The 16543-nt window shown below is 62.1% G+C and carries 18 protein-coding genes; 5 read left to right on the top strand and 13 right to left on the bottom strand.

The window, feature by feature from the left end; all coding sequences use genetic code 11:
- Positions 1–4 precede the first annotated feature (4 nt).
- Positions 5–592: a DinB family protein gene (locus V2B23_RS08170; RefSeq protein ID WP_430949895.1), complete on the bottom strand. Its 588-nt coding sequence runs from the start codon at positions 590–592 to the stop codon at positions 5–7.
- 93 nt (positions 593–685) lie between these two features.
- Here V2B23_RS08170 and V2B23_RS08165 point away from each other — a divergent pair, with 93 nt between their 5' ends.
- From V2B23_RS08165 to V2B23_RS08155, 3 genes are read left to right on the top strand one after another with little or no spacing between them, the layout of a single operon-like run.
- Positions 686–1900: a hypothetical protein gene (locus V2B23_RS08165; protein ID WP_430949894.1), complete on the top strand. Its 1215-nt coding sequence runs from the start codon at positions 686–688 to the stop codon at positions 1898–1900.
- Positions 1901–1928: 28 nt separating this feature from the next.
- Positions 1929–2420: a DUF6325 family protein gene (locus V2B23_RS08160; RefSeq protein ID WP_430949893.1), complete on the top strand. Its 492-nt coding sequence runs from the start codon at positions 1929–1931 to the stop codon at positions 2418–2420.
- Entirely contained in the window at positions 2417–2701 is a 285-nt protein-coding gene (locus tag V2B23_RS08155; RefSeq protein ID WP_430949892.1) for an SHOCT domain-containing protein, read from the top strand. Before V2B23_RS08160 ends, V2B23_RS08155 begins: the two co-directional genes overlap by 4 nt.
- 74 nt (positions 2702–2775) lie before the next feature.
- Here the strand turns inward: V2B23_RS08155 and V2B23_RS08150 are convergent, their stop codons facing one another.
- The 4 genes from V2B23_RS08150 to V2B23_RS08135 form a co-directional block, all read right to left on the bottom strand.
- Positions 2776–3873, bottom strand: a complete 1098-nt coding sequence (locus tag V2B23_RS08150) for an NAD(P)-dependent alcohol dehydrogenase (RefSeq protein ID WP_430949891.1) — start codon at positions 3871–3873, stop codon at positions 2776–2778.
- A gap of 75 nt (positions 3874–3948) precedes the next feature.
- Positions 3949–4785, bottom strand: coding sequence for an SDR family oxidoreductase (locus V2B23_RS08145; RefSeq protein ID WP_430949890.1), 837 nt, complete (start codon positions 4783–4785; stop codon positions 3949–3951).
- 61 nt (positions 4786–4846) lie between these two features.
- The gene (locus tag V2B23_RS08140) at positions 4847–5638 is read right to left on the bottom strand and encodes a maleylpyruvate isomerase N-terminal domain-containing protein (RefSeq protein WP_430949889.1); all 792 of its coding nucleotides are present in this window, start codon (positions 5636–5638) and stop codon (positions 4847–4849) included.
- A 13-nt stretch (positions 5639–5651) separates the two neighbouring features.
- The gene (locus V2B23_RS08135; RefSeq protein WP_430949888.1) at positions 5652–7106 is read right to left on the bottom strand and encodes an aldehyde dehydrogenase; all 1455 of its coding nucleotides are present in this window, start codon (positions 7104–7106) and stop codon (positions 5652–5654) included.
- A gap of 115 nt (positions 7107–7221) precedes the next feature.
- Here V2B23_RS08135 and V2B23_RS08130 point away from each other — a divergent pair, with 115 nt between their 5' ends.
- Positions 7222–8226 carry an AraC family transcriptional regulator gene (locus V2B23_RS08130; protein WP_430949887.1) on the top strand — a complete coding sequence of 335 codons (1005 nt, stop codon included), beginning with the start codon at positions 7222–7224 and terminating at the stop codon, positions 8224–8226.
- Positions 8227–8289: 63 nt separating this feature from the next.
- Here V2B23_RS08130 and V2B23_RS08125 read toward each other — a convergent pair whose 3' ends face one another.
- From V2B23_RS08125 to V2B23_RS08105, 5 genes are all read right to left on the bottom strand, one after another.
- Complete coding sequence (locus tag V2B23_RS08125; RefSeq protein ID WP_430949886.1) at positions 8290–9270, bottom strand: ABC transporter substrate-binding protein; 981 nt, start codon at positions 9268–9270, stop codon at positions 8290–8292.
- Positions 9267–10061, bottom strand: coding sequence for an ABC transporter ATP-binding protein (locus V2B23_RS08120; protein WP_430949885.1), 795 nt, complete (start codon positions 10059–10061; stop codon positions 9267–9269). Before V2B23_RS08120 ends, V2B23_RS08125 begins: the two co-directional genes overlap by 4 nt.
- Positions 10058–11125: a FecCD family ABC transporter permease gene (locus V2B23_RS08115; RefSeq protein ID WP_430949884.1), complete on the bottom strand. Its 1068-nt coding sequence runs from the start codon at positions 11123–11125 to the stop codon at positions 10058–10060. The genes V2B23_RS08120 and V2B23_RS08115 overlap by 4 nt, the downstream gene beginning before the upstream one ends.
- Positions 11126–11209: 84 nt before the next feature.
- The gene (locus V2B23_RS08110) at positions 11210–12451 is read right to left on the bottom strand and encodes an MFS transporter (RefSeq protein WP_430949883.1); all 1242 of its coding nucleotides are present in this window, start codon (positions 12449–12451) and stop codon (positions 11210–11212) included.
- A 31-nt stretch (positions 12452–12482) separates the two neighbouring features.
- On the bottom strand, positions 12483–13415 hold the full coding sequence (locus tag V2B23_RS08105) for a hypothetical protein (RefSeq protein WP_430949882.1): 933 nt from the start codon (positions 13413–13415) through the stop codon (positions 12483–12485).
- Between the two features lie 55 nt (positions 13416–13470).
- Here V2B23_RS08105 and V2B23_RS08100 point away from each other — a divergent pair, with 55 nt between their 5' ends.
- The gene (locus V2B23_RS08100; RefSeq protein WP_430949881.1) at positions 13471–14109 is read left to right on the top strand and encodes a TetR/AcrR family transcriptional regulator; all 639 of its coding nucleotides are present in this window, start codon (positions 13471–13473) and stop codon (positions 14107–14109) included.
- Here the strand turns inward: V2B23_RS08100 and V2B23_RS08095 are convergent, their stop codons facing one another.
- The 3 genes from V2B23_RS08095 to V2B23_RS08085 form a co-directional block, all read right to left on the bottom strand.
- Positions 14110–14550 carry a PAS domain S-box protein gene (locus tag V2B23_RS08095; RefSeq protein ID WP_430949880.1) on the bottom strand — a complete coding sequence of 147 codons (441 nt, stop codon included), beginning with the start codon at positions 14548–14550 and terminating at the stop codon, positions 14110–14112. It abuts the gene before it with no gap.
- A 110-nt stretch (positions 14551–14660) separates the two neighbouring features.
- Complete coding sequence (locus V2B23_RS08090) at positions 14661–15401, bottom strand: ABC transporter ATP-binding protein (protein WP_430949879.1); 741 nt, start codon at positions 15399–15401, stop codon at positions 14661–14663.
- A complete protein-coding gene (locus V2B23_RS08085; protein WP_430949878.1) occupies positions 15398–16444 on the bottom strand; it encodes an ABC transporter permease in 1047 nt (348 codons plus the stop codon). Before V2B23_RS08085 ends, V2B23_RS08090 begins: the two co-directional genes overlap by 4 nt.
- Positions 16445–16543: the final 99 nt, after the last annotated feature.

Here is a 16543-nt window from a genome sequence, read left to right as displayed (position 1 = left end):
TGGGTCAGGCGTGGTCGGCGCTGCGAGCGGCGTCCTCGAGGCGGTCTCGATATTCGGCCCACCACGCCTGATCGCCCGGCGCCACGTTGGCGTTGTCGGATCGCAGACCTGCAGCGCCGTCGATCATTTCGCGCACGATGTCGGCGTGGCCGACATGACGGTGAATTTCCGTGACGACGTGCACGAGTATCTGGTGCAAGGTCACGCCGCGCCGTTCCGGCGGCCACGTCTTCACCTCGCCCGGTGCATCAAGATCCAGATCATTGATCGTGGCATCCGAAAATGCCCACGTACGACGGTACGTGTCGAGTATGTAATCCCTGGATTCGTCTGCGCGGGCCCACATATCGACATTGGGCTCGTCCGAGCGCAACCACTGCGGCAGGTCGGGCACCCGGCGTCCGAACACCGGGCCGAAGTATCCGAGTTCCACGCCGATCATGTGCTTGACCAATCCCAGCAGATTGGTGCCGGTATGAGTCATCGGTCGCCGGATGTCGTACTCCGACAGCCCTTCGAGTTTCCACAGCAAGGCGTCCCGAGCCGACTGAAGGTATCGCTGCAGATCGTCCTTGTCTTGCACGCTTGTCATGCTTGTCAGTGTTGCACCGATGCCTGCTCTTGCGTGAGATAGTGCGCAGGAGAGCTGATTTCCCCTATTGCAACTACCGAGTGGAGTGAGCAGTTGACCGCGGTCGAAGATCTGGCCGAAGTAGCGTCGCGGGCCCTCGCGGCCGAAGCCGAGGTGCGTTCGGTCCGATGGCAAAGCCGAACTGCAGTGGAGAAGGCTGCGACTGGTGCCCGGGATCTGTTGGACAAAGATCGAGCGGCACTGAACCAACCGACGTACAGCGGCCTCTCGCCGTCACCGCACATGGCCCGCCAACTCGAACTGATCACCCGCCTTCAGCCACCCCTACCGGCCGACGCCAGCATCGGCGCGGCAGCTCAAGCCGAAGCTGACGCGGTAGCGGCAGTCACCACCGCCCGGATTGCGCTCGAAGCAGCGCATCTCGCAGTTCTCGAAGCCCGTGTTGCCGCCCTCGATGCCGGCGACAGTGACGACGTTGCCGCTGCGATCCGCGGCTACGTCCCGCTTGCGGCCGGAAACCCCGCGGTTCGGCACATGCAGGACCTCGGCAGCCGTATTCGCGAGGAATTCCGACACGTAGTCAACGGGAAACCTCGATCCATTGCGTTCCGTCTGGGCCTGAGCCTCGGACTCGGGTTCGCGTATCTGGCGTTCATCCGACTTTTCCAGTGGGACAGCAAGGAAGACCGTCTGCCCTATCTGGCTCTGTACGCATTGTCTGGCGTCATCGGCAGTGTTGTCTGCACCAATGCTCTGAGCTTCGACGCCGGCCGGGTGCGCGCGGCGCTCTCCGGTGGTACCCGCCTGTGGCATGTGCTTGTCGCCAAGAACATCGTGATGCTGATCCTCGTCGGAGCCGCCGGCTTTGTTCTCAGCGTCGTTCTGTCATGGCGCGCCGGAAACAGCACTGAATTGTTGAAAGCCTGCGGACAGGTCCTGACCATGATCCTGCTGTGGCTCGGAGTCGCCAACGTGATGTCGGTCAGCTTGCCGTTGCGCGCCGAACCGATTCTCGAACGTCGCTACGACGGTACGTGGAAACCGTTCATGCTCTCCTTCGCCATCTCGTACGGCGTCGGATTGGTCGTCAATCTCATGCTGTACTGGCGTGTTTGGGCCAAGACGACGCTACTCGAGCAGATGGGTGGGCCGTGGATTCCGGTGCTCATGCTGCTTGCGAGCGCCGCCGCGACGTGGTTACTCCTGACGGTACTGGCCGTGTTGCTGGCCGAGCAGCCGCGGTTCCGTCGTGCGTTGCAGCGCGAGATGATCGTCTACCGCGACGCTGCCGAAACCGTGAAAGCGTAGAAACCAGACAGTCGGACTATCGTTGTAGATGATCATTTCACCAGGCCGGAATTCCGACCTCGAACAAGGAACAGAAGAACTGATGGCCAGTCAAGACCAGTTCGGTCCTATCGAATATGTTGCAGTCGAGTTTCCCGATGGCGCAGTAACTGCCGACGGTTTCGAGCAGTTGCTCGAGATCGTCGACAACGGAACCATCCGCATTCTCGATCTCGAGTTTGTTGCCAAAGCTGCGGACAACTCGCTGCGCGTGGTTCCGGCATCCACGTTCGACCTCGCAGATTTCGATCTGTCCCAGTTCGACGGTGCCGCGTCCGGATTGCTCGACACCGGCGACATCGCTGCTGTGGGCGAGGACATCGCCGCCGGAAGTGTTGCAGCGGTTCTCGTCTACGAGGAGTTGACTGTGCTCCCCGTTCTGGATGCGTGGGTTCGCAGCGGTGCCCGAGTGATCACCGAAGGTCACATTTCAGTCGACGAGCTGGCCACTGCCTTGAATGAAACGGAGAACAACGAATGAGCTTCCTGAGGCGGGCCAGCCGAGTAGCTGTCGCAAGCTCCATCCACGGAAATGTTCAGCGCCGCCAGCGAACTCGCTGGGCCGCAGAAGATCAGGCCAAGGCGGCGGCACAGGCTGTTCCCCCGATCCCGGATCTGCCACCACTGCCGCCCCAGGTTGCGCCGGCCGCATCTATGGACGCGAAGATCGAACAGCTCACCAAGCTCGGTGAACTCAAAGCTGCCGGCATCCTCACCGACGCCGAGTTCGACTCCCAGAAGGCCCGGATTCTCGGGAACTGAGAACCATCGTGCTCACCCCCGCCAATTACGGGGGTGAGCACAGCACTTCCTTCAAGACCTCAGGCGCGAGCGAACTAGGTGCCCGGGAGAAGTATCGGTTTGACGATTTCCCCCGCGAGAGCGCGCTTTTCGGCGGCATTGATCTCGGAGAGAGGGAAAGTGGTGACGAGGCGGTCGAAGGGGAATTGTCCGGCCCGCCACAGTGCGATCAGGGTGGGGATGAAGGTGTGCGGGTTGGCGTCACCTTCGAGGATGCCGGTGATGGTACGACCGGCAGTCAGAGCAAGCGGTGCGATCGTCAAATCACCCTGTTGCACGCCGACCAGTCCCAGAGTGCTGCGCAGAGCAAGGGCATCAAGGGTAGCCGCGATAACGGTGGGTAGCCCGGTGGTGTCGAGGCCGTATCGGACTCCGGCCGGCGCAATCGCGCGGATCTGTTCAGTCAGATCACCCGTACCCGCGACGATCGTGTCCGTGGCACCGAGTTCGCGGGCCAGCGCAAGCCTGTCGCTGTTCAAGTCGACAGCGATGATCGGTCCGGCACCGGCAACCTTGGCGGCCATGACCGCGGACAGGCCGACCGCACCCGCACCGACGATGACGATGCCTTCACCGGGACGCACCTGGAGCACTTCGAGGACTGCACCAGCGCCGGTTTGGATCCCACAGCCGAGGGGACCGAGTAATTCCAGCGGAAGTTCTTTGTCGACGACCACGGCGTTACGTGCGTCGACGACGGCGTGGGTGGCGAAGGACGACTGGCCGAACCATCGACCGGCGACAGGTTTTCCGGCGGTGTCGGTCAGCGGGGTGGACGCGTCGAGAGCGTTGCCAGCGAGATTGCGGGCCAGGAAGGTGTCGCAGTACGCGGGGTGGGCGTCGAGACAGTTGGCGCAGGCGCCGCAGGAGTCGAAGCTCAGGACAACGTGGTCACCGACTGCGACGGTCTGCACTGCGGATCCGACTGCTTCCACGATTCCGGCGCCTTCATGTCCGAGGACGATCGGCGGGGTGCCGAACCCTGCTGCGGCCCTGGGCAATACATCGGTGTGGCAGTGGCCGGCACCGACGATCCGGACAAGGACCTCATGCGGAGTCGGGTCGGCCAAGTCGAGGTTCTCGATGCTGAAGGGGGTTTCTTCGCCGCGGAGGACGGCTGCTTCGATTTTCATTGCTTTTCTGCGTCTTTCGAGTCAGTGACAGTGGTGAGACAGATCGATTTGGTCTATCGGCGTTGTGTGCGCCCGTCAGTACAGGTAGTCCTCGCCGCTGGCGCGGACGGTGATGTCACTGATGCTGATGCCCCACGGTTGATCAATGACGTGAACAACAGCGTCGGCAAGATCGTCGGGCTTGATGAGCCAGTATTCGATCGAGTCGACGTCCTTCTGCTCCGGGCGCAACGAGTCGGTGGTCGCCGCGCCCATGTTCTCGGTGAAGGTCGCGGCACGCTGGCCCGTGAGGCCTAGGATCGCATTCTCGTTGACGATCCAGCTCGCCAAGTTCGTGCCTGTCACGCCAGTCGGCTTGACCGTCGTGACCTTGATCTTGCCCTTGGCCTCAATTCGTAGCGAATCCGAGATCGTGGTGACTGCAGCCTTCGTCGCGCTGTAGACACCGGAACCGTCGATGCCTGCATTGCCGAAGATCGACGAAATATTGACGACCTGACCGCGACCCTGTTCGATCATCTGGTCGTAGACCGCGGAAATTCCGTTGACGACACCCTTGATGTTGATGTCGATTGCCTTGTGCCACTTCTGCCATGCACGCTCGTGGTCGGCAAAGTAGGCGAGAGGCATGACGCCTGCGTTGTTGACGAGTACGTCGAGCGCTCCGAATTCCGCAATTCCGTGCTGTGCGGCAGCGACGACCTGGTCCATATCGGTGACGTCGGCAACCTTGTAGGTGCCCGTGAACCCCGCTGCCGCGATTCCGTCGAACACAGCCTTCAAACCGGCTTCGTTGATGTCGACGCCGACGACCTTGGCACCCTGCGCTGCCACCTTCTCGGCGATGAGCTGACCGAACCCACCGCCGGCGCCGGTGATGAGAATGACCTTGTCCTGCAAGTACTGCGACATAACTTTTCCCTTTTCTTCGAAATTGAGTTCTGTGTGGATCACACGATGTCGACTGTGTGGGTCACACGATGTCGACGGCATCAAGGACCGCCGCGACGGTTTTCCGATCACCGGAAATCTCGACAGCGGACCGCCATGCAGATCGGGTGGTCCCCCATCGCAAAAAGTCGGTGGCAAGAGTCGTCGCGACGTTCTCGGGCACATCGTCGGATTCGCTGACGGTGACTCCTTCGCCGTCACGGGCCAGGACGAAAGTGCGCTCGGTGGCACCGGTGAGTCGAAGTGCCACAGGCGATGTCAAGGCGACAGCGACGGCTTCGCCGCACATCTGCGGGAGCCCTGCAACCATCCAGTCGATTGCCGGATCGATAGCAGCCGCCACGTCGATCTCACCGTGAGAGATCGGTCCGAACGGTGCCAGAAGATCCGACGTCAGATGGACGAGATGGTCGAACGACACCGCGTCACTGAGCTGATGCAGACGATACGTCCCGAGGTCGAGCATCTCGAGCGTGTTGTCGCGAAGTTCGTCGCCCTGCAACAGGCTCAACGTCGCGAGTCCCGCTTCGGCCTGTTCCCGGTAGTAGTCCAGAATCTGCGCGTGCGGTAGATCTGCGCGCTCGCGAACAGCAGCGTCGTTGAGCCGCTCCGACATTCCGCTGGGGTTCGGCGGGAACACGAGGTCCGGATCGGCGATGAAGTTGAAGAAGAACGCCATGTGGCCGACGAGGTCGTGTACGCGCCAGCCGTGGCACGCACTGTCAGCTTCCCATTCGGCAGTCCCGAACTGCTCGGCGATTTTGACTGTGTTTTCTGCCAGCGCGCGGGCGCCGACGAGTCCTGCGTCGGACATGATGACTCGATTCTCAAGAGGATGCGAGGAAGATGGATTTGAGCTGCTGGTACGACGCGAGTCCTTCTGGACCGAGTTCGCGGCCCACGCCGCTGGCTTTGACTCCACCGAACGGCGAACCCCAGTCGAGGTTGAATGTGTTGACGCCGAACGAGCCTGTCTCGACGCGTCGAGCAATGCCGATTCCGCGTTCCTCGTCGGAGGTCCACACCGTCCCACCGAGGCCGTACTCGGAGTCGTTGGCAAGTGCGAGCGCATCATCGACGTCGTCATAGCAAATGACGGACAGCACCGGCCCGAAGACCTCCTGTCGTGCGATGGTGCTGGCGTTGTTCACGTCGGCAAACACCGTGGGCTCCACGAAGAATCCAGTGTCGAGGCCGGCAGGACGTCCACCACCGGTGGTGATAGTTCCGCCCTCCGAACGACCCTGCTCGATCAAGGACAGCACACGATCGCGTTGCCTTGCGCTCACCATGGGGCCGACGAACGTCGACGGATCCATCGGATCGCCGACCTGCAAACCCGCCGCCATGGCAGTGATGGCGTCGATGTAGGTCCGACTGTGGCTGCGCGGAACCAAGATTCGAGTCGACATGTAGCAGGTCTGCCCGCTGTTGAGCAGCGATGCCGTCGCGAGACCGGTTACCGTCTGCTCGACATCCGCATCGTCGAGGACCAGGGCTGCCGACTTTCCGCCCAGCTCCAGGGTGACAGGGCGAAGCATTCCGCCGCACACCTCGCCGATGTGTCGCCCGGCTGCGGTGGATCCGGTGAACGCGACCTTGTCGATCCCAGGATGCGCCACGAGATACCGGCCGATCTCCGGCCCACCCGTCACGACGTTGATGACGCCGGCAGGAAGGTCGGCCGCAATGGCAGCTTCAGCCAATACGTAAGAGTCCAAAGTGGTTTCGGGCGACGGCTTCAGTACGACGGTGCAGCCCGCCGCGAGCGCCGGTGCAATCTTGAACATCGACAGCACCGCAGGGAAGTTCCAGGGCGCGATGGCAGCGACGACGCCGACAGGCTCGCGTCGCACGATCGTCGTGCCCGGCATCGGTTGGCTGACGCGTCGTTCCTCGGGGGGCGTCGACTCGGCGAGGTTTGCGTAATAGCGCAAGAGCTGGACGGGTGCGGCGCCCTCGGCGAATCGGGCAAGCTCGATGGGCATGCCGTTCTGGTGAGTGACCGTCGTCGCGCGGTCCTCGGCTCGTTTCTCGAGTTCGTCGGCGAATCTGCGAATTGCGTCTGCACGTTCGGCGGGGGAAAGTTCCGCCCAGTCGCTCCGCCGCAACGCTTTTCGAGCCGATGCCACCGCAGCGTCGACGTCCGTAGTCGTGGACGCGGGGAACGAACCTATCTCCAGCTCGGTGAAAGGTGAGACAACGTGGATGGTTTCCGAACTGTCCGGTGCCCTCCACTGTCCGTCGATGAACAGAGCGGTGTGGTCGGTGCGCGATGTCATTTTCTGGCTCCTCCGAGGATGGCGTTCGACGTTGAACAAGTCATCTGTGTCGATCATCACTGCCCGCGCCAGGATTAAATTGACTTCACACGCCAATTTATTTACATTTCGACACATGGCGGATCTCATCAGTGCTTCGTCGTTGACGCGATTGCCCGAGCTGATCTCCGAGCTCGGGGGTGATCCCTATGAGTTCTGTGACCGTGTGGGGATCGATCCGGCCATGATCGGCACGTACGACAGCTTCGTTCCGTTCAGTGCGTTGTCCACCTTGCTCGGACAATGCGCACAGGAGCTTGGGGTTCCGGATTTCGCCCTCAGGCTTGCGAGCAGGCAAGACCCGGACATCCTCGGCCCGGTGGCAATCGCGGCCCGCAGTGCCGAGACGATCGGCGATGCGTTGCACGACGTCGCCCGGTACGCCCACGTGTACAGCCCGGCGTTGGCTGTCGATCTGACGATCGGCGACACCGACGTGTCCTATGGGCTCGACACCGTGCTGCATCGACTGCCGTACCGCTCGCACGTCGTGGAACTGGCGATGGGGGTGACGCTCCAGACGTTCAGGATGATGGCGGGCCCGGATTTTCATCCGACGCACATCTCATTCCAGCATCCGCGCATTTCCGAACTACACAGGTACATCGAATATTTCGGGTGCTCGGTCGAGTTCGGCTCAGACCGGAATCTGTTGACCTTTCCGCGCGGCGTCATGCATCGTCAGCTGCCCCGGGTGGATCCGTTGGCGTACGGCGTTGCTGTGCGTTTCATGGCGGGTCGAGATCCGAATGTGGCGTTTTACGACGCGGTGTCGGCGTTGATCGTACGGTCCCTGCCCGCAGGCGTAGCCACACTGAACCAAATCGCGACATTGATGATGCTGCACCCGCGAACACTGCAGAGACGACTGGCCGCAGAAGGCAGAACTTTCGAATCACTCGTCGATGATTCGCGGCGCGAACTCGCTCTCAGCCTGCTCGCCAACCCAAACGTCCCGGTCTCGGCAGTGTCACGGCAACTTGGCTATTCCGAACCGAGCACCCTGACCCGGAGCTGCAAGCGGTGGTTCTCCACAACGCCACTGGCGAAGCGGAGGGAATTGACCGGGCGCAGCGGTTGATTGCGTGAAAATATGCACGTAGGCGACACGACGACGTCGATCCACTCGTGTGCAGTCATGGACTCACCAACCCGGGTGCAGCAGGCGAGACACCTCGGCGGCCCCGTCAATTGAAGCGAGTTCGCCGGCGAACCACGCCTCCGGAACAGCGAATATCGCGTTCGACGTCGCGGCCGGAGTCCCGGCAAATGCCGTGCGGGCAGCCTCGAGCGTGGATTCGCGAGTCGACTCGGTGGAGTAGACGACCAAGATTGCCTGCGGCAACTTCGCAAGGACCGATTCCGTGGCTACCTGGCCGAAGTACTTGCCGTCGGGTAGGTCGTTCTCGAAGAGGTTGCTTCCCCCTGCCGCCTCGAGCACGCTGCTGTACAGCCCCCTCGCCAAAGCGTACGACTGTCCCTCCGAAACCTGAACCATCACAGCAGAAACAGGCTCCTTTCCGGCCACGGACGCCTCGGTGGCCGCCAGTGATTTCTTGCCGTCCGTCAGGAGGGTCGCTGCCTGGTCACTTGTTCCGGTGAGGGCACCGAGACCGTCGACGTCGGACCAGACGTCGTCGATCCTGCCCTCGGTGACTGCCTTGTGGCAGTATCCGCTGTTCACGAAGATCGGGATGCCGAGGTCGCGCAACTCGTCCATGGTCTGTAGCCGGTCACCGTCGAACCAGTACTCCCCGTCTGAGACGATCAGATCGGGGCGAGCGTCGAGCAGAGCTTCTTTCGCTGGAACTCCGGAGCTCAAGACCGGGACGTCGGCATACTGCTGCGCGAGGCCGGCACTGGGCGGGGACAGGTCGGTATTCGATTGTCCGACAATGCGGTCCGCGGCACCGAGCTGAATCAGCAGTTCCGTCATCGACGGATACAGCGAGACAATCCGTTCCGCCGTCTTGGGCAACGTGACGTCCCGATCGCAATTGGTGACGGTGATCGCGCCCGAGGACGCTGCCGCCGAATCCGCAGTCGAGTTTCCGCACGCGGTCAGCACTGCAGTGGCGACGACGGCCGAGCACAACAGGGCGGCAGTACGTATCGAGGTTTTCACGTCACAGCTTCTTTCGTGGGGGTGGGCGGAGGGGCAAACGACAGCAGTGGCCGCCCGGTCAAGGGGTGTGTTCCGAGATGCACCCGGACTCCGAATACCTCGGACAACAGACCCTCGGTGAGAACCTCGGCGGTGGGTCCTGATGCGACGACTGCTCCATCAGAGAGCACGCAGACGTAGTCGCAGTACGCAGCGGCCAGGGCAAGCTCGTGGATCGCGACAACGGTCGTGGTTCCGAGTTCGGTTACCAGTTCCATCAATTCGAGTTGAGCACGGATGTCGAGGTGGTTGGTCGGTTCATCCAGCACCAGCACCGACGGCTGCTGGGCGATCGCCCTGGCCAACATCACACGCTGCTTCTCACCGCCCGACAGCTCGGCGAAGAGCCGTGATCCGAAGCCCTGCATACCGGTTCGCGCGAGTGCGGCGTTGACGATGTCCCGGTCGATCTCACCGAGTCGCGAAAACGCGCCATGGTGCGGGGTCCGACCGGTTGCAACCACCTCTCGGACACTGAAGGAGAAGTCGGAGGAATGTTCTTGCCCCACAACGCCGATGATCCGTGCCGCCGATCGGGGCGAGAGATCGTCCCACACGTTCACCTCGTCCACCCACACGATTCCGCTGCTCGGTTTTCCGGAGCGATACAGCGCACGCAGAAGCGAGGACTTTCCGCTACCGTTCGGTCCGACGAGCCCGACCACGCTTCCCGCGGGCGCTTCGAGATCTACGCCTGAAACCACCAACCGTCCACCTCGAACGACGTGAATTCCACTGGCCGACAATCTCATGACTGCGTTCCTCCGTCGCGGCGAAGTAACCAGAGGAAGAATGGGGCGCCCAATCCGGCCGTGATGATTCCGAGCGGTAATTCATTGGGAGAATCCAACATTCGAGCCGCAAGATCCACAACTACCAGAAAGGTCGCACCGACGAGCGCTGTGGCCGGGAGAAGTTTGCGGTGATCGGATCCGACCACAAGCCGTACCGCGTGAGGGACAAGCAGTCCCACAAAGCCGATTCCGCCGGCCACGGCTACGACAACCGCAGTCAGCATCGACGCGATCACCAGCAACAGCAATCTGGTGCGGCGCACGTCGACGCCCACCGATTGCGCACTCTCGTCTCCCATTGCAAGAGCGTTGAGTTGGCGGGACTGTGTCAACAGCACTGCCGCACAGACGGCGATCACCGTGGCCGGAATGCCGAGGTCCGACCAACTTGCCCCGCTTACCGAACCGAGCAACCAGAAGAGCACACCCGACAACTGACTCGGGTCGGCTCGCAACTGCACAAAACTTGTTGCAGCCGAAAGCAAATAACCGATGGCCACACCAGCGAGGACCATGCGTAGCGGGACAAGCATGCCCTCTCGCCTGCCCAGGACGAGGACTGCGATCAGGGAGACCATAGCCCCCAGGAAGGCTGCCACCGGGACTCCGATCGACAGACCGGTTCCGACGCTGGTTGTCATGATCAGCACCGCACCGAAGGACGCTCCCGAACCGACACCCAGGATGTACGGATCGGCAATCGGGTTGCGTACCAACGCCTGTAGAACTGCGCCGGCCAGAGACAACCCGGCACCCGCCAGGGCCGCAATGAGAATACGCGGGACCCGCAATCCCCACACGATCCGATCGAGCAACGGGTCGACGGGCGGACCGCCAACGTGCGCGTACAACACCGTGAAGACGTCACCGACGGATACCGACGCGGCACCCGACCACACCGCGACGACGGACACCAAGGCAAGACAAACCGTCGTAGCCACGAGAAACGGGACGTACCTGCGGGAGTCGACTGGATGCGAACGCGTCTGCGCGTCAGGTGCTGCATCGCCGGTCAGCGTCATCGCACTCCTGATCCATTGGGGTCCACGGACATGAACACACGCATTTAAGCATAACGACAGTCGTTTTCATTAATAGCGAAGTGCTTATCTATGGGGACACGGATCGGTCCGCAGGGCGCTGCTCCACGCGAACACGGCCGAGACCAGCGCAAAGGCGCAAGCAACGAGGTAGGCCGCACCAATGTCCCAACGCCCCGCGATCGCTCCCGCAACCAAGGCGCCTACTGGTGAACCACCCCAGGCCACCATCCTCGCCGTCGTATTCACGCGCCCCTGAAGATGATCGGGAGTCAGGCGCTGACGCGCCCCGATACCGTTGAGGATGGTGATCGTCGCACAGCCCGAATAGGCACCCAGCGCGACAATCGCAACGACGGCGCTCCCGGTGGTCGCCACGAGGAACAACACCACCGGGGCGACGGTCAGCGAGCCGATCGTAATCGACCCGACCGGCCACTGCGCCGGCAAGCGCGGGAGCATGACGGCACCGACCACCCCACCGATGGAGACGGCCGTCCACAGTGCGCCGATCATCGGACTCGACGTCGAAATCCCCAACCTCTCGGACGCGTAGACCACCAGGAGCGCCGTAACAGCACCCTGCGTCAGGGAATTCACGAAGCCGACTCCAGTCAAGTCTCGCAAGAGCCGCGACCGCCAGAGGAAGGTCAGCCCCTCCCGGATATCACGTGCGATGCCGGATTTCGAGGTTACGCTCGCCACCGGCGTGACCGAAAACGACGCACCGATCGAGCCCATCGCCAATGCTGCCACTACGTAGGCCAGTGCGTCGGCCCCCAGAGCGTAAGCGGGGCCGATCGACGCCACGAGCACACCGGCGACCGCCGGGAACGCCACATCGATCAAGGTGCCCGCCGTCCACAGAGCACTGTTGGCCGCCGGTATTCCCTGCCGACCCACCAAGGCAGGTAACGCACCGAAAGCTGCGGCGTCGAACCACACGAAACATGTTCCGATGCAGATCGATACACCGACGGCGTGCCACGCCGTCAGCACACCGAGCGCCTGTGCAGCGGGGATACTCATCAAGGCGATCGCGGCGATCGCTTGCGCACACAAGATGACGGTGCGGCGATTGACACGGTCCGCCACGGCGCCCGCCACCAAACCGAATACGAGATAGGGCAGGACTGTTCCGGCGGCCGAGAGCGAGGTGAGAAACGGTGACCGACTGATGTCGAACACCAGAACGGGCATCGCTACGCCGGTGACCGCCGCACCCGCGACTGCAACAGTGCGGGCCGTGAAGAACAGCCGAAAGGACCTGTCTCGAAATACATGTCGGTGCGTGTCTGAAGTTTGCACAGCGACATAGTAATGGAAATCATTTCCATTACTATGTCTTCCGGACCACCAATGCTGGAATACCCGCCTGGAGCGACTCGGCCGACTCCACCGAATGAAGCCACGTCGGCTGTGCAATCGGAGACTGGCGGATGACGTCTACAGCCCGCGCGGCGATCATGGCAGTCGCTGCCGATTGACTCCGACCGGACGCCCATAGCGTCGGGCCGGTTTCGGTGCGGGCCATGGCAATCCAGCGATCCGAACCCCACATCTTCTTGGGCACCACCTTCTGCAATGGTGGTGCCCACGTCATTGCGGCCAAACCGAGCGTCGCCGCCGACGTATCCAGACGCAAATAGGTTCTCACCGGCACACCGAGATCACGCGTCAAAGCATGTTGATCGGAGAAGTCGGCGCGCACAGCTGGACCCTTCCGATAGCCGGGCACCTCGGCCGGAACGTCGAAGACCTTCATGCCGGTGTAGTTGCGGACGAGTTCACCACTCGGATCACGAAACCGGGCGCCCAACATTCCGTACGTCCACGCCGTGGCCGCGGGGCCGTGAAGTTCGCCGCCGCCAAGACCTACCATGATGTCCACCGGGCCGCTGCCGAGTCGATGTGCCTCCGCCGCAAGAACACTGGTCAATCCCGGCGCTAATCCGACACCCAGCAGCACGGGACCGTCGACCTTTTCCAATGCATCGCAGTACGCCGACGTCGCGGTGATGTCCACAAAGGCCGCTCCACCGCGCACTGCCTGCTGCGCCAACCGGACGTCTTCGAATCCCGACGCGTTGACCACCACGTCGTAGCCCGATACGGCCCGAGCGTAGGCGCCTAAATCGGTCAGATCGACGGCCACGTCGGCGCGATCGGCGTTGCGCCCGGCAGAAAACGCCGACACGGCGGGGTCCGTACGGAACTCCTCCATCAGCGGGATACCCACTGCGCCATAGCCGCCGAGAACTAGGACCTTCATATTCTTGTTCCCCTTCGAGTAGCTAGAGCTTGACTCTAGAGCTAAACTCCAGCGCATGGTGGGGGTAGAAACAGTTGCACAGGTGTCCGCACGATCGAAGATCATCGCAGCGGCACGGCATGTCTTCGTCAATCCGGGTTACGCGGCGGCGACTATCAAACAACTGGCCGATGCGGCCGACGTCTCGGTGCAAAGCGTCTACTTCGTGTTCGGCAACAAGCCGAGCGTGTTGTCGGCGCTACTGGAGGTCGAGGTCGCCGGCGACGAGGCGCGGATAAGCACTCTGGATCGGCCGTGGGTGGCGGCGGCACTCGGTGCGCCACATCCGCTCGGACAACTACGCATTCAGGTTCATCACGGGCGACTCATCCTCGAACGAACCGCAGATATCCTGCTGGCCTTGCGCGCTGCCGCATCCGCGGACGAGGACGCGGCACTGCTGTGGCAAACCAATCTCGCTCAGCGGCGAACCGTGCAACAGCACCTCATGATCGGGCTCGTAGAGAAAGACCCGTCCGTGGACCTCGAGACCGCGATCAACGTCGCGCTCACTTTGACGAGTGCCGAAACCTACACCGATCTCGTAGTCGAATCGGGGTGGACCGGCGAGCAATACGAAGAATGGGTGGTCGGCACACTTGCCTCCACCCTCGGCCTGGACCAAGCGAAGAAGTCCAGGCCGCGCCGCGTGTGATCAGGCGCTTGGTTTGTCCAAGGTATGACGCGGGTTGTTCCACAATCGCTCTGTCAGGTCGTGGAAAACAGCCAGAGTGATTGTGTCGTCGTCACGCCGAAGCAACGATTGACTGACCGTCGCGCGAACCAAAGTGCTGTCGGCGTGAACAAATTCCTTGATCGAACCCGGCTCGGAACTCAACTCGCGGTGAGCCTGCTCTGCACTGACGTCGTCGGCATCCTTGTCGTACATGATGTCCTGCAGACGCAGCGCCGCGACGGCTTTCTTCGGGTAGCCGAGCATGTCGGCAAAGGACGGATTGGCAAAAACAATGCTGCCGTCGCGGTGCACGGCCACCACCGGGACCGGCAACCTGTCGAGCAGGATCAACGGCGGCATCTGCTCGAGATCTGCGATCGGTGATTGCGTCGGCGGCGCAACATTGCGGCGGCGTTCCATAACACGTCCTCTCATGTTGCTCAGTCGCAACAGTTTAGCGTGCCAGCTAATCGTCGGTTGACTTCCGGTTGGGGAATGTCGACGGTCACTGGAAACCACGCCCCCCGCAGTCAGGCCGCGAATACCTCCCGATCGACTGTCAAGGATCCATCAACCACACGATAGACATTATCCATCCGATGCAGGTGTCCGCGGTCGTGTGTCACGAGAAGAGTTGCAGCATTGTGTTCTCGCACGACTCCGATGATCAAATCCATGACCGCCGCGCCACGTTCCTGATCGAGCGCGCTCGTGGGCTCGTCCACCACCAACAGTTGCGGATCATTCATCAAGGCGCGCGCGAGATTCACCCGTTGACGCTGACCACCGGACAGTTGCCCAGGACGCTTCCCGCTGTGATCTGCCAACCCAACCGCATCGAGCAAATCCATCGCTTTCTCTTTCGCAGCTTTACGACGCGCCCGCGACGTGAACACGGACTGCCCCAGATGCGCCATCACCTCGAGCTGTTCGAGGGCCGTCAACGACGACACCAGATTGGATTGCTGAAACACGATGCCGATGGACGTGCGTCGTAGTTCGGACGCGTCGCGGCGGCGCAGTGTCGCAAGATCCGTGGCTTCGCCGCCGGTACGCAGGTAGACATGGCCTGAGTCCGGGCGAATGAGCGTCGACGCCACCGCGAGCAGGCTGGACTTTCCCGAACCCGACGGGCCGGTTATCGCGGCAATCTCCCCGCGATCGAGCCGCAGAGACACGTCGTCGAGGGCTGTGACGCGAGATTGTCCGTCGGGAAATGTCAGGTTGACGTTTTGGATGTCGAGAACGGTGCTTCCGGCTGCAGAGGTCATCGCGAACTCCCTAGTGCTGTGAGTGGATCAGTGGTGAAGAGGAATCGAAGAGCAAACGCGGCGCCGAGCAGGCCGAGCCCGATGAGCGCCACTGCGGGCACCAGAGTTGTGGACGCGTCCAATACGAAGGGCATCGAATCGCCGATCACCGAACCGGCGATCGCAGTCAAGCCGATTCCGAGCGAAACGCCGACAACTAGCACCATGAACGCCTGGCCAAGTGCATCGCGGACCAAAGAACCCGATGTGGCGCCGAGCGCCTTCAACGTTGCGATATCCGGCATGCGCTGGATCGTCCACACCGTGAAGAATGCGCCGATCACGAGAGCTGAGATCGCGAGCAACATCACCGTCATCAAGGTCAACGACCCGTTCTCGGACTTGTACGACCCGATGGCGTCGAGCGAGCCGGTCACCGTCGTCGACGTGGTTGATGCCGCATCGTCGATTGACGACGCATTCGACGCGCCGGACACCGCCAGGATTGTTGCTACCCCGCCGCGCGGATTCAGGTCCTGCCAATCCGCGAGTGTCGTCCAGACGACGGGAGTGTGGCTGTACCAGTCATCGCCGCGAACTGCGCTGACGGTGAACTCACCGGAGCCGATGCCGACTCGGTCACCGGCAGCTGCGCCCAGGTCGCGGGCGGCCCCTTCGCTGAGGACCACCGTTCCCGGAGCGTCGGGCGTCCGGTTGCCGAAACCGCTGTCAGCGCCGAACAGCGCCACCGACTTCTGGTTCGAGCCCACGACACCGGCCTTACCGCGGCCGATGCCGACGGGATCCACAGTCTGTGCGCCTGCCGTCCAGGCTGCGAGTTGATCAGCGGTGAGTGCCGATTCGTCGAACGACGCACCCGCCCCGTTATCGGCGAACACGACGGTATCCGCCGTCATCGACTCGATGGCAGAAACATTCTGATGGCGTAGCCCGGCGGTCAAACCGCTGAGAAAGCTGACCAGAAGTGCAACCAACAGAACCACCGCCGAGATCAGCGCGAAACGACCTCGCGCTGCCCGTAAGTCCTTCATTGCGACAAACACTGTGAATTCCTTTCCTGTGCTTGCCTCTACACTCCCGCTGATCCACACTCTTTCCATCGCACCTCGGACGGACATCGCGGCCAACCGAAGTAGGACCCG

This window comes from Rhodococcus sp. 24CO (assembly GCF_050586165.1).
Taxonomy (GTDB): domain Bacteria; phylum Actinomycetota; class Actinomycetes; order Mycobacteriales; family Mycobacteriaceae; genus Rhodococcus_F.
This window is presented reverse-complemented; position numbering and strand designations above follow the sequence as displayed.